General features: G+C 24.0%; 16 protein-coding genes and 2 tRNA genes. 9 read left to right on the top strand and 9 right to left on the bottom strand.

Annotated features, from left to right (window positions below):
- The first annotated feature begins 2 nt into the window (after window positions 1–2).
- Window positions 3–866: a sigma-70 family RNA polymerase sigma factor gene (locus tag H0H66_RS02635; RefSeq protein WP_185857884.1), complete on the top strand. Its 864-nt coding sequence runs from the start codon at window positions 3–5 to the stop codon at window positions 864–866.
- A gap of 2 nt (window positions 867–868) precedes the next feature.
- On the opposite strand, the gene H0H66_RS02640 is transcribed toward H0H66_RS02635, so the two are convergent.
- From H0H66_RS02640 to H0H66_RS02650, 3 genes are all read right to left on the bottom strand, one after another.
- Window positions 869–942, bottom strand: a tRNA-Arg gene (locus H0H66_RS02640).
- Window positions 943–959: 17 nt separating this feature from the next.
- Window positions 960–1,721 (bottom strand): triose-phosphate isomerase, encoded by a 762-nt coding sequence (gene tpiA / locus H0H66_RS02645; protein ID WP_185857885.1) that lies wholly within the window; start codon window positions 1,719–1,721, stop codon window positions 960–962.
- A 64-nt stretch (window positions 1,722–1,785) separates the two neighbouring features.
- Complete coding sequence (locus tag H0H66_RS02650; RefSeq protein WP_185857886.1) at window positions 1,786–2,265, bottom strand: nucleotide modification associated domain-containing protein; 480 nt, start codon at window positions 2,263–2,265, stop codon at window positions 1,786–1,788.
- 39 nt (window positions 2,266–2,304) lie between these two features.
- Here H0H66_RS02650 and folP point away from each other — a divergent pair, with 39 nt between their 5' ends.
- The 5 genes from folP (at window position 2,305) to H0H66_RS02675 (ending at window position 7,546) form a co-directional block, all read left to right on the top strand.
- Entirely contained in the window at window positions 2,305–3,138 is an 834-nt protein-coding gene (folP, locus tag H0H66_RS02655; protein WP_185857887.1) for a dihydropteroate synthase, read from the top strand.
- A gap of 54 nt (window positions 3,139–3,192) precedes the next feature.
- Complete coding sequence (locus H0H66_RS02660) at window positions 3,193–3,951, top strand: diadenylate cyclase (RefSeq protein ID WP_238785049.1); 759 nt, start codon at window positions 3,193–3,195, stop codon at window positions 3,949–3,951.
- 32 nt (window positions 3,952–3,983) lie between these two features.
- Window positions 3,984–5,285 (top strand): UDP-N-acetylmuramoyl-tripeptide--D-alanyl-D-alanine ligase, encoded by a 1,302-nt coding sequence (locus H0H66_RS02665; RefSeq protein ID WP_185857889.1) that lies wholly within the window; start codon window positions 3,984–3,986, stop codon window positions 5,283–5,285.
- A gap of 70 nt (window positions 5,286–5,355) precedes the next feature.
- Window positions 5,356–6,360, top strand: a complete 1,005-nt coding sequence (pdhA, locus tag H0H66_RS02670; protein ID WP_185857890.1) for a pyruvate dehydrogenase (acetyl-transferring) E1 component subunit alpha — start codon at window positions 5,356–5,358, stop codon at window positions 6,358–6,360.
- Between the two features lie 13 nt (window positions 6,361–6,373).
- A complete protein-coding gene (locus tag H0H66_RS02675; RefSeq protein WP_185857891.1) occupies window positions 6,374–7,546 on the top strand; it encodes a dihydrolipoamide acetyltransferase family protein in 1,173 nt (390 codons plus the stop codon).
- Here H0H66_RS02675 and H0H66_RS02680 read toward each other — a convergent pair.
- Complete coding sequence (locus H0H66_RS02680; protein ID WP_185857892.1) at window positions 7,543–8,259, bottom strand: DUF475 domain-containing protein; 717 nt, start codon at window positions 8,257–8,259, stop codon at window positions 7,543–7,545. The genes H0H66_RS02675 and H0H66_RS02680 overlap by 4 nt on opposite strands.
- 1 nt (window position 8,260) lies before the next feature.
- Entirely contained in the window at window positions 8,261–10,093 is a 1,833-nt protein-coding gene (locus H0H66_RS02685; RefSeq protein WP_185857893.1) for an ABC transporter ATP-binding protein, read from the bottom strand.
- 123 nt (window positions 10,094–10,216) lie between these two features.
- On the opposite strand from H0H66_RS02685, the gene secD reads away from it, so the two are divergent.
- Together secD and H0H66_RS02695 are read left to right on the top strand one after the other, a co-directional pair.
- Window positions 10,217–12,982, top strand: coding sequence for a protein translocase subunit SecD (gene secD / locus H0H66_RS02690; RefSeq protein WP_185857894.1), 2,766 nt, complete (start codon window positions 10,217–10,219; stop codon window positions 12,980–12,982).
- The gene (locus tag H0H66_RS02695) at window positions 12,979–13,245 is read left to right on the top strand and encodes a Sec-independent protein translocase subunit TatA/TatB (RefSeq protein ID WP_185857895.1); all 267 of its coding nucleotides are present in this window, start codon (window positions 12,979–12,981) and stop codon (window positions 13,243–13,245) included. The genes secD and H0H66_RS02695 overlap by 4 nt, the downstream gene beginning before the upstream one ends.
- Before the next feature lie 3 nt (window positions 13,246–13,248).
- Here H0H66_RS02695 and H0H66_RS02700 read toward each other — a convergent pair whose 3' ends face one another.
- The 3 genes from H0H66_RS02700 to H0H66_RS02710 are packed head-to-tail and all read right to left on the bottom strand — an operon-like array spanning window position 13,249 to window position 17,025.
- Window positions 13,249–15,378 (bottom strand): peptidylprolyl isomerase, encoded by a 2,130-nt coding sequence (locus H0H66_RS02700; protein ID WP_185857896.1) that lies wholly within the window; start codon window positions 15,376–15,378, stop codon window positions 13,249–13,251.
- Window positions 15,375–16,652 carry a hemolysin family protein gene (locus tag H0H66_RS02705; protein ID WP_185858252.1) on the bottom strand — a complete coding sequence of 426 codons (1,278 nt, stop codon included), beginning with the start codon at window positions 16,650–16,652 and terminating at the stop codon, window positions 15,375–15,377. The genes H0H66_RS02700 and H0H66_RS02705 overlap by 4 nt, the downstream gene beginning before the upstream one ends.
- Window position 16,653: 1 nt before the next feature.
- Complete coding sequence (locus tag H0H66_RS02710) at window positions 16,654–17,025, bottom strand: hypothetical protein (protein WP_238785050.1); 372 nt, start codon at window positions 17,023–17,025, stop codon at window positions 16,654–16,656.
- A 203-nt stretch (window positions 17,026–17,228) separates the two neighbouring features.
- Between H0H66_RS02710 and H0H66_RS02715 the strand changes: the two genes are divergently transcribed.
- Window positions 17,229–17,301 (top strand) — tRNA-Phe (locus tag H0H66_RS02715).
- 15 nt (window positions 17,302–17,316) lie between these two features.
- Here H0H66_RS02715 and H0H66_RS02720 read toward each other — a convergent pair.
- Window positions 17,317–17,817, bottom strand: a complete 501-nt coding sequence (locus H0H66_RS02720; RefSeq protein WP_185857897.1) for an OmpH family outer membrane protein — start codon at window positions 17,815–17,817, stop codon at window positions 17,317–17,319.
- Window position 17,818 lies beyond the last annotated feature (1 nt).

Consider the following 17,818-nt stretch of genomic DNA (forward strand, 5'->3'; position numbering starts at 1 on the left):
AAATGAGACAACTTAAAATAACCAAACAAGTCACAAATCGAGAATCTGAATCATTAGATAAATATCTTCATGAAATAGGAAAAATACCATTATTAACTCCAGAAGAAGAAGTAGAATACGCTCGTCAAGCAAGAGAAGGAGACGCCTCTGCCATCAATAAACTAGTCAATGCAAATTTACGTTTTGTTGTTTCTGTAGCTAAACAATATCAAAATCAAGGATTAAGTTTATGCGATTTAATTAATGAAGGCAATTTAGGTTTGATAAAAGGGATATTACGTTTTGATGAAACTAGAGGTTTTAAATGCATTTCCTATGTTGTTTGGTGGATTAGACAAGCAATTTTACAAGCAATTGCTGAACAATCACGTTCTATTAGACAACCTACAAATAAATTAGCTTTATTAAATAAAATATTGAAAACTCTTGCTCAATTAGAACAAGAATTACAAAGAACTCCTTCTGCAAGAGAAATAGCAGAATATTTACATATGAATGAAAAAGATGTTGAAGAATCTATAAAAAATTCAGGAAGACATGTTTCAATGGATGCTCCATTAATAGAAGGAGAAGATTCTAATTTGTATGATTTAGTTCGATCCGATGAATCTCCTCGTCCAGATGAACATCTAGAAAAAGAATCTTTACGTAAAGATATAAAAAGAATTTTAGAGACTTTAAGTGAAAGAGAACGTCGTGTTATTATTTTGCATTTCGGATTAAATGGATCTCCTCCAATGACTTTAGAAGAAGTCGGACAATCTTGCGATTTAACAAGAGAACGTGTTCGACAAATTGAAAGTATAGCTTTAAAAAGATTAAAACATTCTTCTAGAAGTAAAATTTTAAAACCTTATTTGGGATAATACGACCTCGAAGGGATTCGAACCCATAACCTTCTGATCCGTAGTCAGATGCTCTATCCAATTAAGCTACGAGGCCAATATATAATAGTATTATTATGATTGGACTATTTTCAAAAATTTCTCCATTTCCAGAGAAGATCTACCTATAAGTCCACCATCTATATCTTTTTGATTAAAAAGGTCTTTTGCATTAAGTTCATTAATACTTCCTCCATATAAAATAGATATTTCATCAGAAATACTTTGACCATATTTATTAAAAAACAAAGAACGAATAAACTCATGCATTGTTTGAGCTTGTTCAATAGTAGCGGTTTTTCCTGTTCCAATCGCCCATATTGGTTCATATGCTATATAAAAATATTTCATTTCATCTGAAGAACAATGAAAAACAGTTTCTTTTAACTGACTTTTAATAACTTCAAATTGTTTATTTTTAGATCTTTCTAAAGAAGATTCTCCCACACAAAAAATAATATCTAAACTATATTTTAATGCCATTTTTATCTTTTTTGATAAAAGATCGTTTTTTTCAAAAAAAAATTTCCTACGTTCACTATGTCCTAAGATCACTTTTCGTATTCCTAGAGACTTCAGCATAAAAGCAGAGACTTCTCCTGTATAAGAACCTTTATCACTCTGATGAATATTTTGAGCCGCAATATTTAACGTTGTTCCTTGTAAAATTTGATTAGAAATGTGTAAAAAAGGAAAAGAAGGAGATAAAATAATTTCTTTATTATCATGATTAATTTTCCTTTCAAAAACAATTTTTAAAAAATTTCTAATAAAAGAAGTCGTTTCATGAAAATCATAATTCATTTTCCAATTTGCAATGACAACTTTTTTTCTCATTTTTTTACAAAAAAATTTTCATAAATATAAATAGAAAAAATTGTAATTTTAAATTCAAAGATGGTTATTCTAATAATAAAATGATTTGGGTTAGTATTTTAAAACAAAATTTTTCTAATTCTTTAATTTCTGGATTTTGTTTTAAAAATAAAATTTTATCTAAGAAATGATTTATAGAAAACTTATTTAAAATTTTGTTCATACAACAAAAATTGGTATAATTTTTTATTTGATCCCATTTTTTATTATAAATCGAAATCACATCATTATTTGATATTTTATGAAAATTAGATATGAAAAAAATATCCAGTTTTATTAATAGAATTAATAAATAATTTATTATATCTATATACGTATCTATAATTATTTCGTTTTTAACTTTTTGATATCCTTTTGATTCGATATTTTTGATACGAATTATTTTAATTAAAATTTGATCTATTATAGAATTATTATGAAAAAATTTCCATGATAATCCATAATCTTTTAATTTTTCCAAAAAAAGTTTTCTACATTTCTGAATAATAAAATCAATAGAATTCATATCATATAATTTTAGAACAAATTACAATAAAGTTGGGTTATGATAATTAATTGTGCAGGAACATTATTGCATTTAAAAGAACCAAAAATAATGGGAATAGTTAATTTAACTCCCGATTCATTTTATGATGGGGGAAAATTATATACTGAATATAGTGTATTACAACACGTCGAAATTTTATTAAATGAAGGTTCAGATTTTATAGATGTTGGAGGTTGTTCTACTCGACCCGGATCCAAATTTGTAACGGAAAAAGAAGAAATCAAAAGAATAACAAAACCTATTCGTGCAATTATAAAAAATTTCCCAAATGTTCAAATATCTATAGATACTTTTCGAAGTGAAGTAGCTAGAATAGCGGTAGAAGAAGGAGCTGTTATCATAAATGACATATCAGGAGGAAAATTAGATAAAAATATGTTTCCCTTGTTAGGAAAACTTAAAATTCCATATATATTAAATCATATGAAAGGAACCCCTGATAATATGCAAAAAAATCCATTTTATCATGAAAATATCATAACAGAAATAAATAATTTTTTCTCTGAAAAGATTTACTATTTAAAAAAATATGGAATTCAAGATGTAATTTTAGATCCTGGATTTGGTTTTGGAAAGACACTAGAACAAAATTTTAAATTATTAAAACATTTATCTTTATTAGGATTTCAAGATTATCCAATTTTAATTGGTATTTCCAGAAAATCGATGATGAAACTCATTTTAGATATCTCTTATGAAGAATTATTAAATGCAACTTCCATTATTCATACTATAGCACTTTTAAATGGAGCCAAATTTTTGCGAGTACATGATGTTAAAGAAGCTGTAGAATGCATAAAATTAGTACAATATTATAAAAAAATTTTATAATTCATTAATACTTGTATTATTTTTGCTTAAGTTCTTTTTTCATTGTTACATTTGTTGAAAATTTCTTTCATTGATATTTTAGACATTTTTTTGGTAACCATTATTTTATTTCAAGTATACAGACTGGTTTATAGAACTGCAGCTTTAAATATTTTTTATGGTATTATTGCTACTTTTATTTTTTGGAAAGTAGTCGAAATTTATAAAATGAGATTTCTTAGCGTTGTGATAAGTGCTTTTTTTAAAGGGGGTTTTTTAGCTTTAATCATTGTATTTCAACCGGAAATTAGAAAATTTTTACTCATAGTAGGAAGCCGAATATTTTTCAAAAAATTTATATTTTCTCTTTTTAACAAACCAGGAATATCGATTAAAACTGAAACGATAGATAGTATTGTAAATGCTTGTGCTATTTTTTCAGGAGATAAAACAGGAGGTTTAATAGTAATTCAATTACATCAAGATTTAAAAGAATTTATTCAAAATGGAGATGAAATGGACGCTAAAGTTAATATTTCTATTTTAGAAAGTATTTTCTATAAAAATAGTCCATTACATGATGGTGCTGTAGTGATTATAGGAAATAAAATAATAAAAACAAGAGCTATTCTTCCCGTTTCTTACAATAAAGAAATTCCATCTCGTTTAGGATTACGACATAGAGCTGCCATTGGTTTATCTGAAAAAACAGATGCTATATGTCTTGTGATATCCGAAGAAACAGGTTATATCTCTTACATTAAAGATCAAAAAAGAACGGTTATCACCAATATTAATAATTTAAAAATGAAACTTGAAGAAGACTTGCTTTAATGAGTTATTTAATTTTCAATTAATATGATTTTATGAAAATTCAAAATATATATAAATTATATACCACTTCTTCTGGGATAGAAATAAATAGTAAAAAAGTTAAAAAAGGATCCATTTTTATAGCGTTGAAAGGAAAAAATTTTGATGGGAATCAATTTGCAGATGAAGCAATTTCGAATGGAGCAATATTAGCTATAGTTGATAATAAAAAATTTGCTTCCTACAAAAAAAGAATTGTTTTTGTATGCAATACATTATATTTTTTACATGAGTTAGCAACTTACCATAGATATCAATTACATCACATTCCTATTATAGCTATAACTGGAAGTAATGGAAAAACGACAACAAAAGAACTTATTACATCCATTCTTTCTAAGAAATATCAAAAAGTACACTGTACTAAAAATAATTTTAATAATCATATAGGAATTCCATTAACTATACTTTCTATGCCTATGAATACACAAATATCAATTATGGAAATTGGAGCAAATCATGAAAAAGAGATAGAAAAAATGTGTAATATTATTAATCCAGATTATGGATATATTACAAATTTTGGAAAAGCTCATTTAGAAGGATTTAAAAGTATAGAAGGAATAATACGTAGTAAATTAGAATTATATGATTTTTTAAAAAAAAATAAAAAGATAGTGTTTATCAATGGAGATGATCCTATCCAATTATCTAATAGCATAGGAATGAATAGATATATTTTTTCAGGAGAGGAAAAAATAAAATCGAATATAAATGTTAAATACTTATATGTAAAAAATAATTTGAAATCTTCTTTATACATTAAAAATATCAAAATTATTTCCTCTTTAATCGGAAATTACAATTTATATAACATAGCTTCAGCTGTAACTATTGGAATATATTTCAAAGTTTCTTTAGAAAAAATAAAAAAAGCAGTAGAAGAATACGTTCCTAATAATTATCGTTCTCAAATTTTGAAAAAAAATAATGTAAAAATTATTATAGATTGTTATAACGCAAACCCAACTAGTATGATAAAAGCTCTTACTTTTTTTAATCATATTAAAGGATACAAAATAGTAATACTAGGGGATATGTTAGAATTAGGTTTTTTTTCTAATTATGAACATGAAAAAATTATTTCTTTTCTAAAAAAAAGTAGTATTAATATAGCTTTTTTAATTGGAGATATTTTTTTTAACACGAAAGAAACTTCCGATAAAATAAAAAAATTTATTAACAAAAAAAATTTTGTGAAATGTATGAAAAAATATTCTATTCGAAATACGGATTATATTCTTATTAAAGGATCTAGAAAGATTGCCTTAGAAAGCTTAATTTGTTTAATTTAAATTCTTTTTCTTTGTATTTTGAATCCTAAAGATTAAATTTGTATACAATAATTTCATAAAATTTTTTTTCATGAAAAAAATAACCACAGAAACCTATATAAAGTGGTTTAAAAATATGTATTTATGGAGAAAATTTGAAGATAAATGTCGTTCTTTATACTTAAAACAAAAAATCAGAGGATTTTTACATTTATATAATGGACAAGAAGCGGTTCCTGCTGGATTAACCCATGCAATGAATTTGTCTAAAGATAAAATTATAACCGCTTATAGATGTCATATTTTACCCATTTCAATGGGAGTTGATCCAAAAAAAGTCATGTCTGAACTTTTAGGGAAGAGAACAGGAACTTCTCGTGGAATGGGAGGATCTATGCATATTTTTAGCAAGAAACACCGATTTTATGGAGGACATGGAATTGTAGGAGGACAAATTCCATTGGGAGCTGGAATTGCTTTTGCTGACAAATATTTTAGTAGAGAAGCTGTCACTCTAACTATTATGGGAGATGGAGCAGTAAGACAAGGATCTTTACATGAAACATTTAATATGGCTATGATATGGAAACTCCCTGTTGTATTTATATGTGAAAATAATAAATATGCTATGGGAACTTCTGTCAAAAGAAGTAGCAATATAGAAGAAATTTATAAAATTGGAAAGGCTTATGGAATGCCTTCTTATCCTGTAGATGGAATGGATCCTGAAAAAATAGCACAATCTGCTTCTATAGCTATAGAAAAAGCTAGAAAAGGAGAAGGTCCTAGTTTTTTAGATGTTCAAACATATAGATATAGAGGTCATTCTATGTCGGACTCCGAATTATATCGGACTAAAGAAGAAGTTTATTTGTATAAAAAAAAAGATCCTATTTTAAAATTAAAAAATATGATCATACAAAATAAATGGGAAACTATCGAAAATTTGAATACAATAGAAAATGAGGTTAAAAAAAAGATAGAATCCTGTGTTGAATTTGCCGAAAGATCAGATTTTCCTTCGTTAGAAGAAATGTATGATGTAGTTTATTATGAAAAATGTTATCCTTTTTTAGATAAAGTTTTATCTTCATAAAAAATTTAAAATCATGGCAGAAATAATATCCATGCCCCAATTAAGTGATACTATGAAAGAGGGGACTGTAATTAAATGGAATAAAAAAATAGGAGATAAAGTTTCAGAAGGTGATATTTTAGCTGAAATCGAAACAGATAAAGCGACTCAAGATTTTGAAATAGATGTTAATGGCGTTTTACTTTTTATTGGAGTAAAAGAAGGAGAAACTACACATGTCAATGATATATTAGCTATTATAGGTCATGAAGGAGAAGATATTAGTCATATTATTTCAAAATACAAAAAAAAAGAACCGGAAAATAAGAAATTTGAACTTAAAGAAAATATTTTAGAAAAAGATAAAAGAATATTTATTTCTCCTGTAGCAAAAAAAATGGCTAAAAAAATAGGAATTTCTATCAATGATATTAAAGGAAGTGGAGAACATGGAAGAATCATTAAAAGAGATATAGAATCTTACAACAAGATTAACCTAGAAAAACTAGAAAAAAAGGAAGAAAAAACCATAACACCGGCTCATTCTTCTATAAGAAAAAAAATAGCTGAACATTTAACTTATTCTAAATTTTCAGCTCCTCATTATTATTTATTTAGTGAAATCAATGTGGATAACTTAATTGAGTTTAGAAAAAATTTAAATAATAAACTATCTTTAGAAAGTAAAATATCATTTAATGATATAATTATTAAAGCCGTTGCTCAATCTTTAAAAAAACATCCTGATATAAATGTATCATGGAGTGATGAAAAAGTCATAATGCATCCATATATTCATATTGGAGTAGCTGTATCTATAAAAGATGGATTGATCGTCCCAGTTATTAAAAACGCAGATCAAAAATCATTATTGCAAATTTCTAAAGAAATTAAAGATAAAGCATTTCGTTCAAAATCAAAAAAAATACAACCAGAAGAAATCGAAAATAGCACTTTTACTGTTTCCAATTTAGGAATGTATGGAATCGAATCTTTTACTTCGATTATTAATACACCTAATACATCCATATTATCTGTAGGATCGATTATGACACGTCCAGTCATTAAAAATTATAAAATTGAAATAGGAAATGTAATGAAAATTACATTATCTTGTGATCATAGAATTATAGATGGAGCTATAGGAAGTGAATATATTCATTCTCTTAGAAATTTTTTAGAAGATCCTATAACTCTATTATTTTAATTTTTATTTATTATTCTTTTAATCCATGAAAAAAAAATAGGCAATAAAAATACAGAAAAAGTAAATAAAGAAAACATTTTTTCTGAAAATAAAAATGAAAATGAATTAGGAATATATTTTTTTGAAAAAAAAACAAGTTTAATTCCGAGAATAATAATGACAAAAAAGGCTGAATGTTTCAATTCAGGATATTTTTCCATTAGTTGAACAAAAAATTTTGCAATCAATCTCATTGATAAAATACCTATACATACACCTAAAAAAATTAATATAAAGTTTTCTGATAAAGCAACAGAAGCAAAAATATTATCAATAGAAAAAGCTAAATCCATTATTTCTATCATAACAATGACTTTCCAAAAAGAATCTTGTGTTTTTCCTTTTTTGAAATGATTTGATGTATAATTTTTTTTGTAAAAAAAATGATTCAATCCAATGAAAATCAAGTATATCCCTCCTAATAGTTTTAACCACCATATTTGGATTAATATAGAACTAAATAATAGACATAAACTACGGAAAAAATAAGCACCAATAATTCCATATTTTATAGCTTTTTTTCTATATTCTTTTTTAATATTTATAATCATAGAAGCCAGCATAGCTGCATTATCTATAGACAAAATACTTTCTATTAGAAATAAATTTCCTATAATAGAAATTGATGAAACAGGATGGTTGATAATTTCTGTAAAATATTTTACAATATTCATTTTAAAAGCTTTGTAAAGCCATTAACTTACTATAAGTTCCTTTTTTTGAAATCAAAGTATCATGATTTCCTTGTTCTATGATTTTTCCTTTTTCTAACACAATAATATGATCTGCCTTTTTTATCAAGTAAGAAGATAATTTGTGAGCTATGACAAGGGATGTTTTATTTCTCATTATTTTATTTAATGTTTTTTGAACTTTAATTTCAGATTCTGTATCTAAGGAAGAAGTCGCTTCATCTAAAATCATAATTGGAGGATTTTTAAATACAACTCTAGCTATACTAATTCTTTGTTTTTGACCTAAGGATAATTTATTTCCATTGTAGCCTATAATTGTATCATACCCTTTTGGTAGTTTTTTTATAAAACAGTGTGCATTAGCAATTTTAGCTGCTTGTATAACGGAATTGGTTGATATTTTTTTTTCTTCTCCTAATGCTATATTATTGAAAATCGAATCATTAAAAAGAACTGGTTCTTGAGTTACAATACCCAATAATTTTCTGTAGTCTTTAATTTTTAAATATTTAATGTTAGTTCCATCTATCGTAATTTTTCCAGATGTTACATCATAAAAATTGGCTAATAAATTAGCAATAGTAGATTTCCCACTACCAGATCTCCCAACTAAAACTATACTTTTTCCTTTTTTTAAAGAAAAACTTAAATTTTTAATCAATATCAATTTTTTATAACTCAATGATACATTTTGAAATGAAATTTCATTTTTAAAATGAAAAATAGATTTATATCTAATTTCTTCATTTGAAATAGATTTAGTATTTAGTATTTCCACAATACGTTCTGCTGCTGCCCTTCCTTTTTGTATATTGGATATAGAATTTACCAAACTTTTCGCGGGGTTAATTATTTGAAAAAATAGACCTATAAAAGGAAAAAGTGTTTCTGGGGACATTCCTTTTTTTTCCAAAAAGAGTTTTCCTCCATACCAAATAATTAAAATCATTATAATCGAACCTAAAAATTCACTCATAGGGGAGGCTAATTCTTTTTTTCTATTAACACGAGCAGAAAGAATTTTTTGATATTCAGAAACATCTTCAAAACGTTTTTGCATTTTGTTTTCAGCGTTGAAAACATTTATAATTTTAGTAGAGTTTAAAGTTTCTTCTATAATAGAAAATAATCTACCCAATTGATTTTGAGCTCCTCTTGCATCTTCTTTTAAACTATTTCCTATAATAGATAAAAAAGCCCCCATTAAAGGAAGTAATAGAAAAACAAATAATGTTAATTGATAACTCATCAAAAATAAAGTTAGTAAATGAAAAGAAACCATAATAGGAGAACTAATTAAATTAGCCAAAGAACCAACAATAGAAACCTCTACTTCATTTACATCATTGGATAGTCTGGACATTAAGTCTCCATTTCTTTTATTTGATAAAAAAATTATGGGAATAGAAAGTATTTTTTTGTGAAAATCGTTTCGAATATTTCGAACAATAGAAGTTTTTATTCCTATTAAGAAATATTCCGCTAAATATCGAAAAATATTTCGAATTAAAAAAATAAAAATGATAAAAACACAAAGTATAGCTAAAGTATTTATTTTTCCATATTTATATGATAATATTTCTATATAACCATGAAAATAGTTGACTATAAAATCAAAAAATATATCAAAAGAATTAAAAAATGTTGTTTTATTTTTGTATTTAGAAGATTCAAGTAAAATACTCAATACGGGGGAAATTGATATGATAGATATAACTGAAAATAAAGAATATAGAAAATTACATAATATATTAATAATATAATGATATTTGTAGGGTTTTGAATAAGCTAAAATTTTTTTGAGTGCATTCATTCAATTTTCTTAATCCCAATGCAATAAAGATAAAAATAAAAATTTTTTAATCTATTAATAAAATAATAATTTCACATATTAATTTTATATTATTCCATTTTATGAAAATCGATAAAAATTAAAATGTCTGCAAGAAACTTTTTGACGATTTTTATAACCGCAATATTAACTGCTATTTGTTTGTATTACATATCCATAAATATCAAAAATTATACATTCAAAAAAAACAATAAAAAAACTTTAAATCTAGGATTAGATTTAAAAGGAGGAACCAGTATGGTTTTAGACATTTCTGAAAAAGATTTATTAAAAAAATTATCTGAAAATTCTCAAAATTCTGCTTTTTTAAAAGCATTAGAAAATGCAGATCATAAAAAAAAAGAAGAACCAAACAAAGATTATTTATCGCTTTTCATAAATTTCTTTCATCAAGAAATCATTAATAAAAAATTAAATATTAGTTTATCTTCTCAAAACTTATTTGGAAACAAATCAAATATTGAATACATTGATTCGAATAGTTCTGATTTTGAAGTAGAAAGATTTTTAAGAAAAAAAATAGAATCATCTATAATTTCTATTCAAAATATTTTAATATCCAGAATCGATAAATTTGGAATCATACAACCTAATATACAAAGAATTAAAAATTCAAACAGAATTTTAATAGAATTGTCTGAAATCAAAAATATAGATAGAATAAAAAATATTTTAGAAAAAAAAGCGGAATTACATTTTTTTGAAACTTATAGTTTACAAGAATTTATTTCACATTTTAATACAATAAACAAATTTTATGATAAAAAACATTATGAAATCAAAAAATCTTTTATAGATATTTTAAATATTCCTCTTATTAGACATTCAAATGCAGTTGGATTGGTTCATATTAAATATAAAAACATCATAACCCATTTTTTAAATTCTTCGGAATTTAAAAAATCTTTACCCTATCATTTACATGATGTAAAATTTTTGTGGGGATATAAAAAATTAAATAATTTTTTTCAATTATTTGCTGTAAAAATCAATCATAATGATGAAGAAAGATATTATTCTATAAACGGAGATATGGTCACTCGTGCTTACAAATCTTTTGGCCCTTTAAATGAAATATCTATAAATATCAAAATGAATACAGAAGGGACTAAAAAATGGAAAATATTTACAGAAAAAAATATCGGAAAAAGCATCGCAATAGTACTAGATAATTTAGTTTATGCGGTTCCTGTAGTAAAATCGGTCATTTCAAATGGAATGTCTCAAATATATGGACATTTTTCAATGCAAGAATCTAATGATTTGATTAATGTATTAAATACAGGAGAATTGCCAACTTCGGTAAAAGTTATTCAAACTGATATTATAGGTCCTTTTTTGGGACAAGAATCTATTCAAAAAGGAATCATTTCTTTTTTCATTGCCTTATTTTTTATATTTATTTGGATGTTTGTTTACTACTCTATTCCAGGATTATATGCTGGTATTATTTTACTGTTCAACATAATATTTATTTTTGGAATTATCATTTCTATGAATGCTGTATTGACTTTTCCAGGTATTGCAGGAATTATATTAACATTATCCATGTCTATGGATGCTAATATTCTTTTTTATGAAAAAATTAAAGAAAACATAAAAAATAAAATTTCTATATTGAGATCTATTCATAATAGTTATACCCTACAAGGAGCTTTATCGTCTATTATAGATGGACAAATCACTACTTTATTATGTGGAATTATTTTATTCTACTTTGGAGTGGGACCAATACGAGGTTTTTCTACTACATTAATTATTGGTATTATGGTATCTATGTTTACTTCCACTTGTTTAGGAAGATTATTTTTAGAATCGCATTTTAAAAAACATAAAATAATTATTTTTAGAAAAAAAATATTATTTTTTGTTTTGAATAAAATTCAAAATATACGATATGATTTTTTATCCAAAAGAAAATGGACTTATATGATTTCTTCTACAATGATCATTATTAGTATACTTTCTTTTTTTTTAAAAGGATTCAATCTTGGATTAGATTTTGTTGGAGGACGTTCTTACGTCATTCTTTTTGATCGTAAAATAGTTCCTGAAAAAATTTCAGAAATTTTGTCAAAAACATTTATAGAAAAAGGAAAACCTTCTTTTCCTAGGGTACAAACGTTTGGTCATGATAATCAATTAAAAATAGTAACAAAATATAAAATTTTGGAAGAAAATAATGAAGTTGACGAAATCATTTTAAAAAAAATTTTTTTAGCTTTAAAAAATTTTTTTCCTATTAATTTTGAGGATTTTAAAAACATTAAAAATAATAAATCATTAGGTATTTTATCTATTGAAAAAGTAGGACCTACAATGGCTAAAGATATGATCTATAAGGCTTTTATTTCCATTATATTATCTTTAATAGGAATTTTTACATATATCTTTATAAGATTCAAAAAATGGCAATTTGGATTAGGAGCAATAATTTCTTTAATTCATGATTCAATTATTGTACTTGGAGTGTTTTCTTTTTTTCATCAAAAATTTCCTATACTAGAAATAGATCAAACTTTTGTAGCCGCTTTATTAACAATAATTGGTTATTCTATTAATGATACCGTAATAGTTTATGATAAAATTCGAAAAATTTCAAAAAAAACATCATCTTTGATGTTGATGAAAGAAACCATAAATAAAGGTATTTCTAGTTCTCTTAATAGAACTATAAATACTTCTTTTATTACTTTATTAGTAGTTTTAATTATTTTTTTATTTGGTGGAAAAGTTCTTCATAGTTTAATGTTGGCTTTATTTATTGGAATTAGTGTTGGGACTTATTCTTCTATATTTATAGCTCCATCTATAGTATATGATTGTTGTAAAAAAAATATAACAAAATGAAAAATTTTTTATTTATTAGCATAGAAGAAAGTTTCTTTATTATTTTTATAGCTATACTTGTTTTTGGTCCTAAAAAAATACCGGATATAGCTCGTGGATTAGGAGAAGGAATACGATATTTAAAAAATGCTAAAACAAAAATTAAAGATGAGATTATTAAAAATACTCATAATAATGATCAACCCATAAAAAGAAAAAAAATTTCTAATTACAGAGAAAAAAAAATGAATACACCTCCTTATTCTATAAAACGAAATCATTAAATGTCATATATTTTTTCTATAATCTATAATATTAGATTTTTTTATTAATACATCTCCTATTTTTTCTAAAATATTTTTTCTTAAGTTGGCATTTAAAGATTCTATTTCTGAAGAAAAATAAGAAAGCTTTTTAGATGTATTAAAACGTTTTAATGGTCTTATAAAAAAAACACCTCTTTCTCCTAATATTGGGTTAGAAGTTTCATGTAATTTTGATGAAAAAGCATACCCCACTACTTTGGGGTCTTTATAATTTTCGATTATAGATTGATAAAAATTGATTTTATGAAATTTATTTATTTTTTTAGAAAAAAGAAATGCTATTTTTTCTAAATCCATGTGTTTATTTTTGATCATATTAGATAAATAACAATCTATTTTTTGATGAATAAGAAAAGGAATTATATTGTTTCTTATTTCCTCAATAGGATATCCTTTTTTTTGAATTTTAGATAAAAAAACTATGATATAGTCTTTATTTGAAGTGGAAAAAAGTTTTATATCTCCTTGTTTTCTATTTTTTTCATAAGACCAATTTATAATTTCCTTATCCAATTCAGTATTTAAATCCGGAATGTTCCATTGATAATTTTTTATTTCTTTTAAAAAAAGAGTTTCATATCTTTTTTTTCTTGCATTATTAATAAATGTATTTAGATTGGAATTTTTATTTTTTTTCATAAACTGAACAGTTTTTTGATAAAGTAAACCTTCCGTTTTTTTTGATGGAATTAGTGTCTTGATTATTATAGAAAATTGATAAACAGGTTTTATATCTTTTACATCATCAATTCTAATAATATGGTATCCAAATTTTGTTTCAGTTAAACCTATTGTTCCTTTTTTATTTTTTAAAGAAAAAAAATTAAATGACCCCTTCCCTTTAAATGCTTCATTTTGTTCTTCATATTTGATCCATCCTAAATTACCTTTATTTTTTTTTGCATTGATGACATCATCAGATTTTTCTATTGCTAAAGAACTGAATTGATATGGATTTTTAACGACAACATCATATATTTTATTTGCAATTTTTTTAGCTTGTTTTTTGGTCCTATTTTTAGAAAAATGTATAGATTTATTATGAGAAATCAATATATGACTGCATAAAACAGAATTATATACCATTTTCTTTCCAGTTAATTTAGCCATAATATAAATATTGTTATCTTTAACAGGACCAAACATACTCCCTACTTTATTATTATTTTTAACAAAATCTTGCAAAACAAGAGGAAGATGTTTTTTTGAATAAAAATTTGAATCAAAAGGTTTTTCAGAGTGATTAGAAACAATAGTGGAGTTATGATTAGAAAATTTAAATTTATTAAATAATTTTTGGATTTTGAAATCCATGTTTTTTTCATCATCTAATGATGGAACAGAGCGAAAAATTACAAAACTCAGATTTCTTAAATTTTCTTTTTTGTAAAGAAATTTATTTTTTTTAATAAAATTATAAATATCATGACTTTTGATAATGTGACATTTTTTATTTATTTCTGAATAAGGAATAAATATATAATCAATGACAGAAAATAAATTTTTATCTCTATAATTTAATAGAGCTTCAACAAAAGAAGTATTTAATCCATACATCAACATTTCTACATATTTTTTTGCAACAATTCTTTTTAGAATACTATTTTTTTCATAAGACCAAATATTTTTTTCTAATTCTATCTGAGGTGTTAAATTTGAAGGCAATTTTTCCAAATTTTTCAAATAAAACTTGAATTTTTTCATATTCATTTTTCCTTTTTCATTTTGAAAATCAACAATTTTACTATATATGGATTGTTGTTCTATTCCTTTCCAAAAATCTTTATTCGTACTTTTTATTCCTATTTTTTTTGCTTGTTGATTTAATACTTTTTCGTGAACTAATAATTTCCAAGCATCATTTTTTAAATAATGATCAGGTTCGTTTTCACGAAATCGTTTCAAAAATTGAAAAGAATCAAGATATTCTTTTAAATAAATATTGTCTTTATTTACTTTTCCAATAATATTCGGATTTTTAGTAAAAAATTTTAATAAAATATTAGGATCTAATATGAAAAATATTAAAGATATACTTATAAAAAGTAAAACTAACCATGTATTTTTTCTTATTTTTTCTAAAAAACTCATTTTAAAATTATTTTTTTAAGAAAAACTTCTTCTATTTTATTTTTAGATACCTTTCTAATTTCAATAAAAAAATTTTTATTCATAACAATTTTATCGCCATGTCTCGGAATATCTCCTATATAAGTGACAATCAACCCCCCTAAAGTTTCATACTTATCAGATTGAGGAAGATTCAAATCATATTTTGCATTAATAAAATCAATTTCTAAACGTGCAGAAAATAAAAATTCATTATCATTTAATTTATTATCTAATAATAAATTTTCATCATGTTCATCTTTAATATCTCCTAAAAATTCTTCTAATATATCTTCTATAGTTATCATTCCTGCAGTTCCACCATACTCATCTAATACTATAGCTATACTTCTTTTTTTTTTAATTAAAAGATCCATAATTTCTCTAACAGGAGTTGTAACATAAACTAATTCTACTGATCTAATTATAGAATCAATATTTTTTGGTTTTTTCAATAATTCTAAATAATGAATATAACCTATGATATTATCTATATTATTTTTATAAATTACTATTTTAGATAACCCACTATTAGTAAAAATATTTATGATCTTATCTATAGAAGAAAATACTAAATTGGAAGATACTATTTCTTTTCTAGGAACCATACATTCTCGTGCCTTTTTTTCTGAAAAATCCAAAGCCTTATGAAAAATTTCAATTTCTGATTCTACAAACCCTTTTCCTTTTACATTTTTTTCGATATTTTCTGATAAAAAATAGATTAAATCTTCTTTGTCAAAAAATTTTTTTTTATCATTTTCTTGTTCTCCTAAAATTTTTAAGAATACATTAGAAATACAAATAATAAAATTTGTAATAGGAGAAAGTATTTTATATATTACATACATAGGGACAATGAATAAACTCAACAATTCATTTGAATACACACTAAATATTATTTTGGGGATAAATTCTCCAATAATCAAAATAATAGTGGCAGAAAAAACTGTTTCTACAAAAATCATCCATAAAGAATTATCTAAAAATTCTTTTGGAAAAATAGATAAAAATAATTTCCCCATATAAATACCATATATTACTAAAGATATGGTATTTCCAATTAACATTGTAGTAATAAATTTTTTAGAATTACTAATACTTTTTGAAAGAAGTTTAGAATGAAAAGATCCTTTTTTATTTTCTTTTTCTAATTCTATTTGAAATAAACTAGACGAAATCAAAGCCATTTCCATTCCAGAAAAAAAAGCAGAGATAAGTATAGTAATAAAAACTACACTAATATGAAAAATTATGTTATTTAATAGGAAAAGTCCCACTAATATTTTTTAATATAATTTTTTTTAAATCTTCAGAAGCTTCTATTCCATTTGTTGCATGCAGTATAATTCCATCTGAATTGGATACGATTTTTGTATATTTTTCATTAAATATTTTTTGATTTTTACTATCCCAAAAAATTTCATCAGTTTTTAAAAAATCACCTTTATCATTCATAATGATAATATTTCCTTTAATGTGATAAAATATTTTATCAACTGACTTAACCCAATTTGCACTAAGATAAGTATATTTGTTTGTATTTTTTTTATCATAAATAAATAAATTCAAACCATTTGGAAACAAAGTATAAAGAGCATATTCTTTAATAATAGGAGAATAAATCAAAAATTTTAATATTCCTTCTTCTTTATAAAAAAGACTTGTTTTAATAAAAATATTTTTAGGCGTTTCTTTTCTATTTTTTTTTATTATTAAAGGTTCTTTAGTTTCTCTATTTACACAAGAAAATAGAACAATAAATAATAAAAAAATATAATAATAAAATTTACTACTGATTATTTTATTGTACTTTTGTTTTCATGTTTTTTGGTATCTTAGCTCAGTTGGTAGAGCAAAGGACTGAAAATCCTTGTGTCCCCGGTTCGATTCCGGGAGATACCACTAATTAACTTGTATTTAATTTAATCCTAATTCTCTTTTAACTGCTTCAGTAATATCTTCTCCTTTATTTAATAATACTCCTTTTCCAGGACTACAATCATCCACTCTTATAATATTTTTATCTTTATTTATAACTTTATGGATAGCGTTCTCTATTTTTTTATATATAGGATTTAATAGTTTATTTTGTTTTTTAGTTAAATCATCTGAAGCTGTTTTTTGGTAAGCATGAGCTCTTGCTTGCAAAATTTCTAGTTCTTTTTTAAGAATAGGGTTTTTATTTTTTTGAAATCTTTCTGCTTTTTTATGAAACTCTTTTGATAACTTGTTTAATATATTTTCATGAATTTTACTAATTCTATCTAATTCTTTTTGAGCTGTAGAAAATTCTGGCATTTTTTCGATCAAAGCCATGCTATTAAGACAAACTATTTTTTGATGACATTCCTCAGAATATGAATAATATCCAAATAAAAATAGAAATAATAAAAAATAAAAAATTGTATTTTTTTTCATA

Source organism: Blattabacterium cuenoti, assembly GCF_014251595.1.
In the GTDB taxonomy this organism is placed as follows: Bacteria; Bacteroidota; Bacteroidia; order Flavobacteriales; family Blattabacteriaceae; genus Blattabacterium; species Blattabacterium cuenoti_Q.

What these genes read in the sequence shown, in the direction of transcription:
- secD (WP_185857894.1), top strand. Translation starts at nt 10,217, where the DNA reads ATGTCTGCAAGAAACTTTTTGACGATTTTTATAACCGCAATATTAACT.
- H0H66_RS02650 (WP_185857886.1), bottom strand. Translation starts at nt 2,265, where the DNA reads ATGAATTCTATTGATTTTATTATTCAGAAATGTAGAAAACTTTTTTTG.
- H0H66_RS02675 (WP_185857891.1), top strand. Translation starts at nt 6,374, where the DNA reads ATGGCAGAAATAATATCCATGCCCCAATTAAGTGATACTATGAAAGAG.
- folP (WP_185857887.1), top strand. Translation starts at nt 2,305, where the DNA reads ATGATAATTAATTGTGCAGGAACATTATTGCATTTAAAAGAACCAAAA.
- H0H66_RS02720 (WP_185857897.1), bottom strand. Translation starts at nt 17,817, where the DNA reads ATGAAAAAAAATACAATTTTTTATTTTTTATTATTTCTATTTTTATTT.
- H0H66_RS02680 (WP_185857892.1), bottom strand. Translation starts at nt 8,259, where the DNA reads ATGAATATTGTAAAATATTTTACAGAAATTATCAACCATCCTGTTTCA.
- H0H66_RS02700 (WP_185857896.1), bottom strand. Translation starts at nt 15,378, where the DNA reads ATGAGTTTTTTAGAAAAAATAAGAAAAAATACATGGTTAGTTTTACTT.
- H0H66_RS02635 (WP_185857884.1), top strand. Translation starts at nt 3, where the DNA reads ATGAGACAACTTAAAATAACCAAACAAGTCACAAATCGAGAATCTGAA.
- pdhA (WP_185857890.1), top strand. Translation starts at nt 5,356, where the DNA reads ATGAAAAAAATAACCACAGAAACCTATATAAAGTGGTTTAAAAATATG.
- H0H66_RS02685 (WP_185857893.1), bottom strand. Translation starts at nt 10,093, where the DNA reads ATGAATGCACTCAAAAAAATTTTAGCTTATTCAAAACCCTACAAATAT.
- tpiA (WP_185857885.1), bottom strand. Translation starts at nt 1,721, where the DNA reads ATGAGAAAAAAAGTTGTCATTGCAAATTGGAAAATGAATTATGATTTT.
- H0H66_RS02695 (WP_185857895.1), top strand. Translation starts at nt 12,979, where the DNA reads ATGAAAAATTTTTTATTTATTAGCATAGAAGAAAGTTTCTTTATTATT.
- H0H66_RS02665 (WP_185857889.1), top strand. Translation starts at nt 3,984, where the DNA reads ATGAAAATTCAAAATATATATAAATTATATACCACTTCTTCTGGGATA.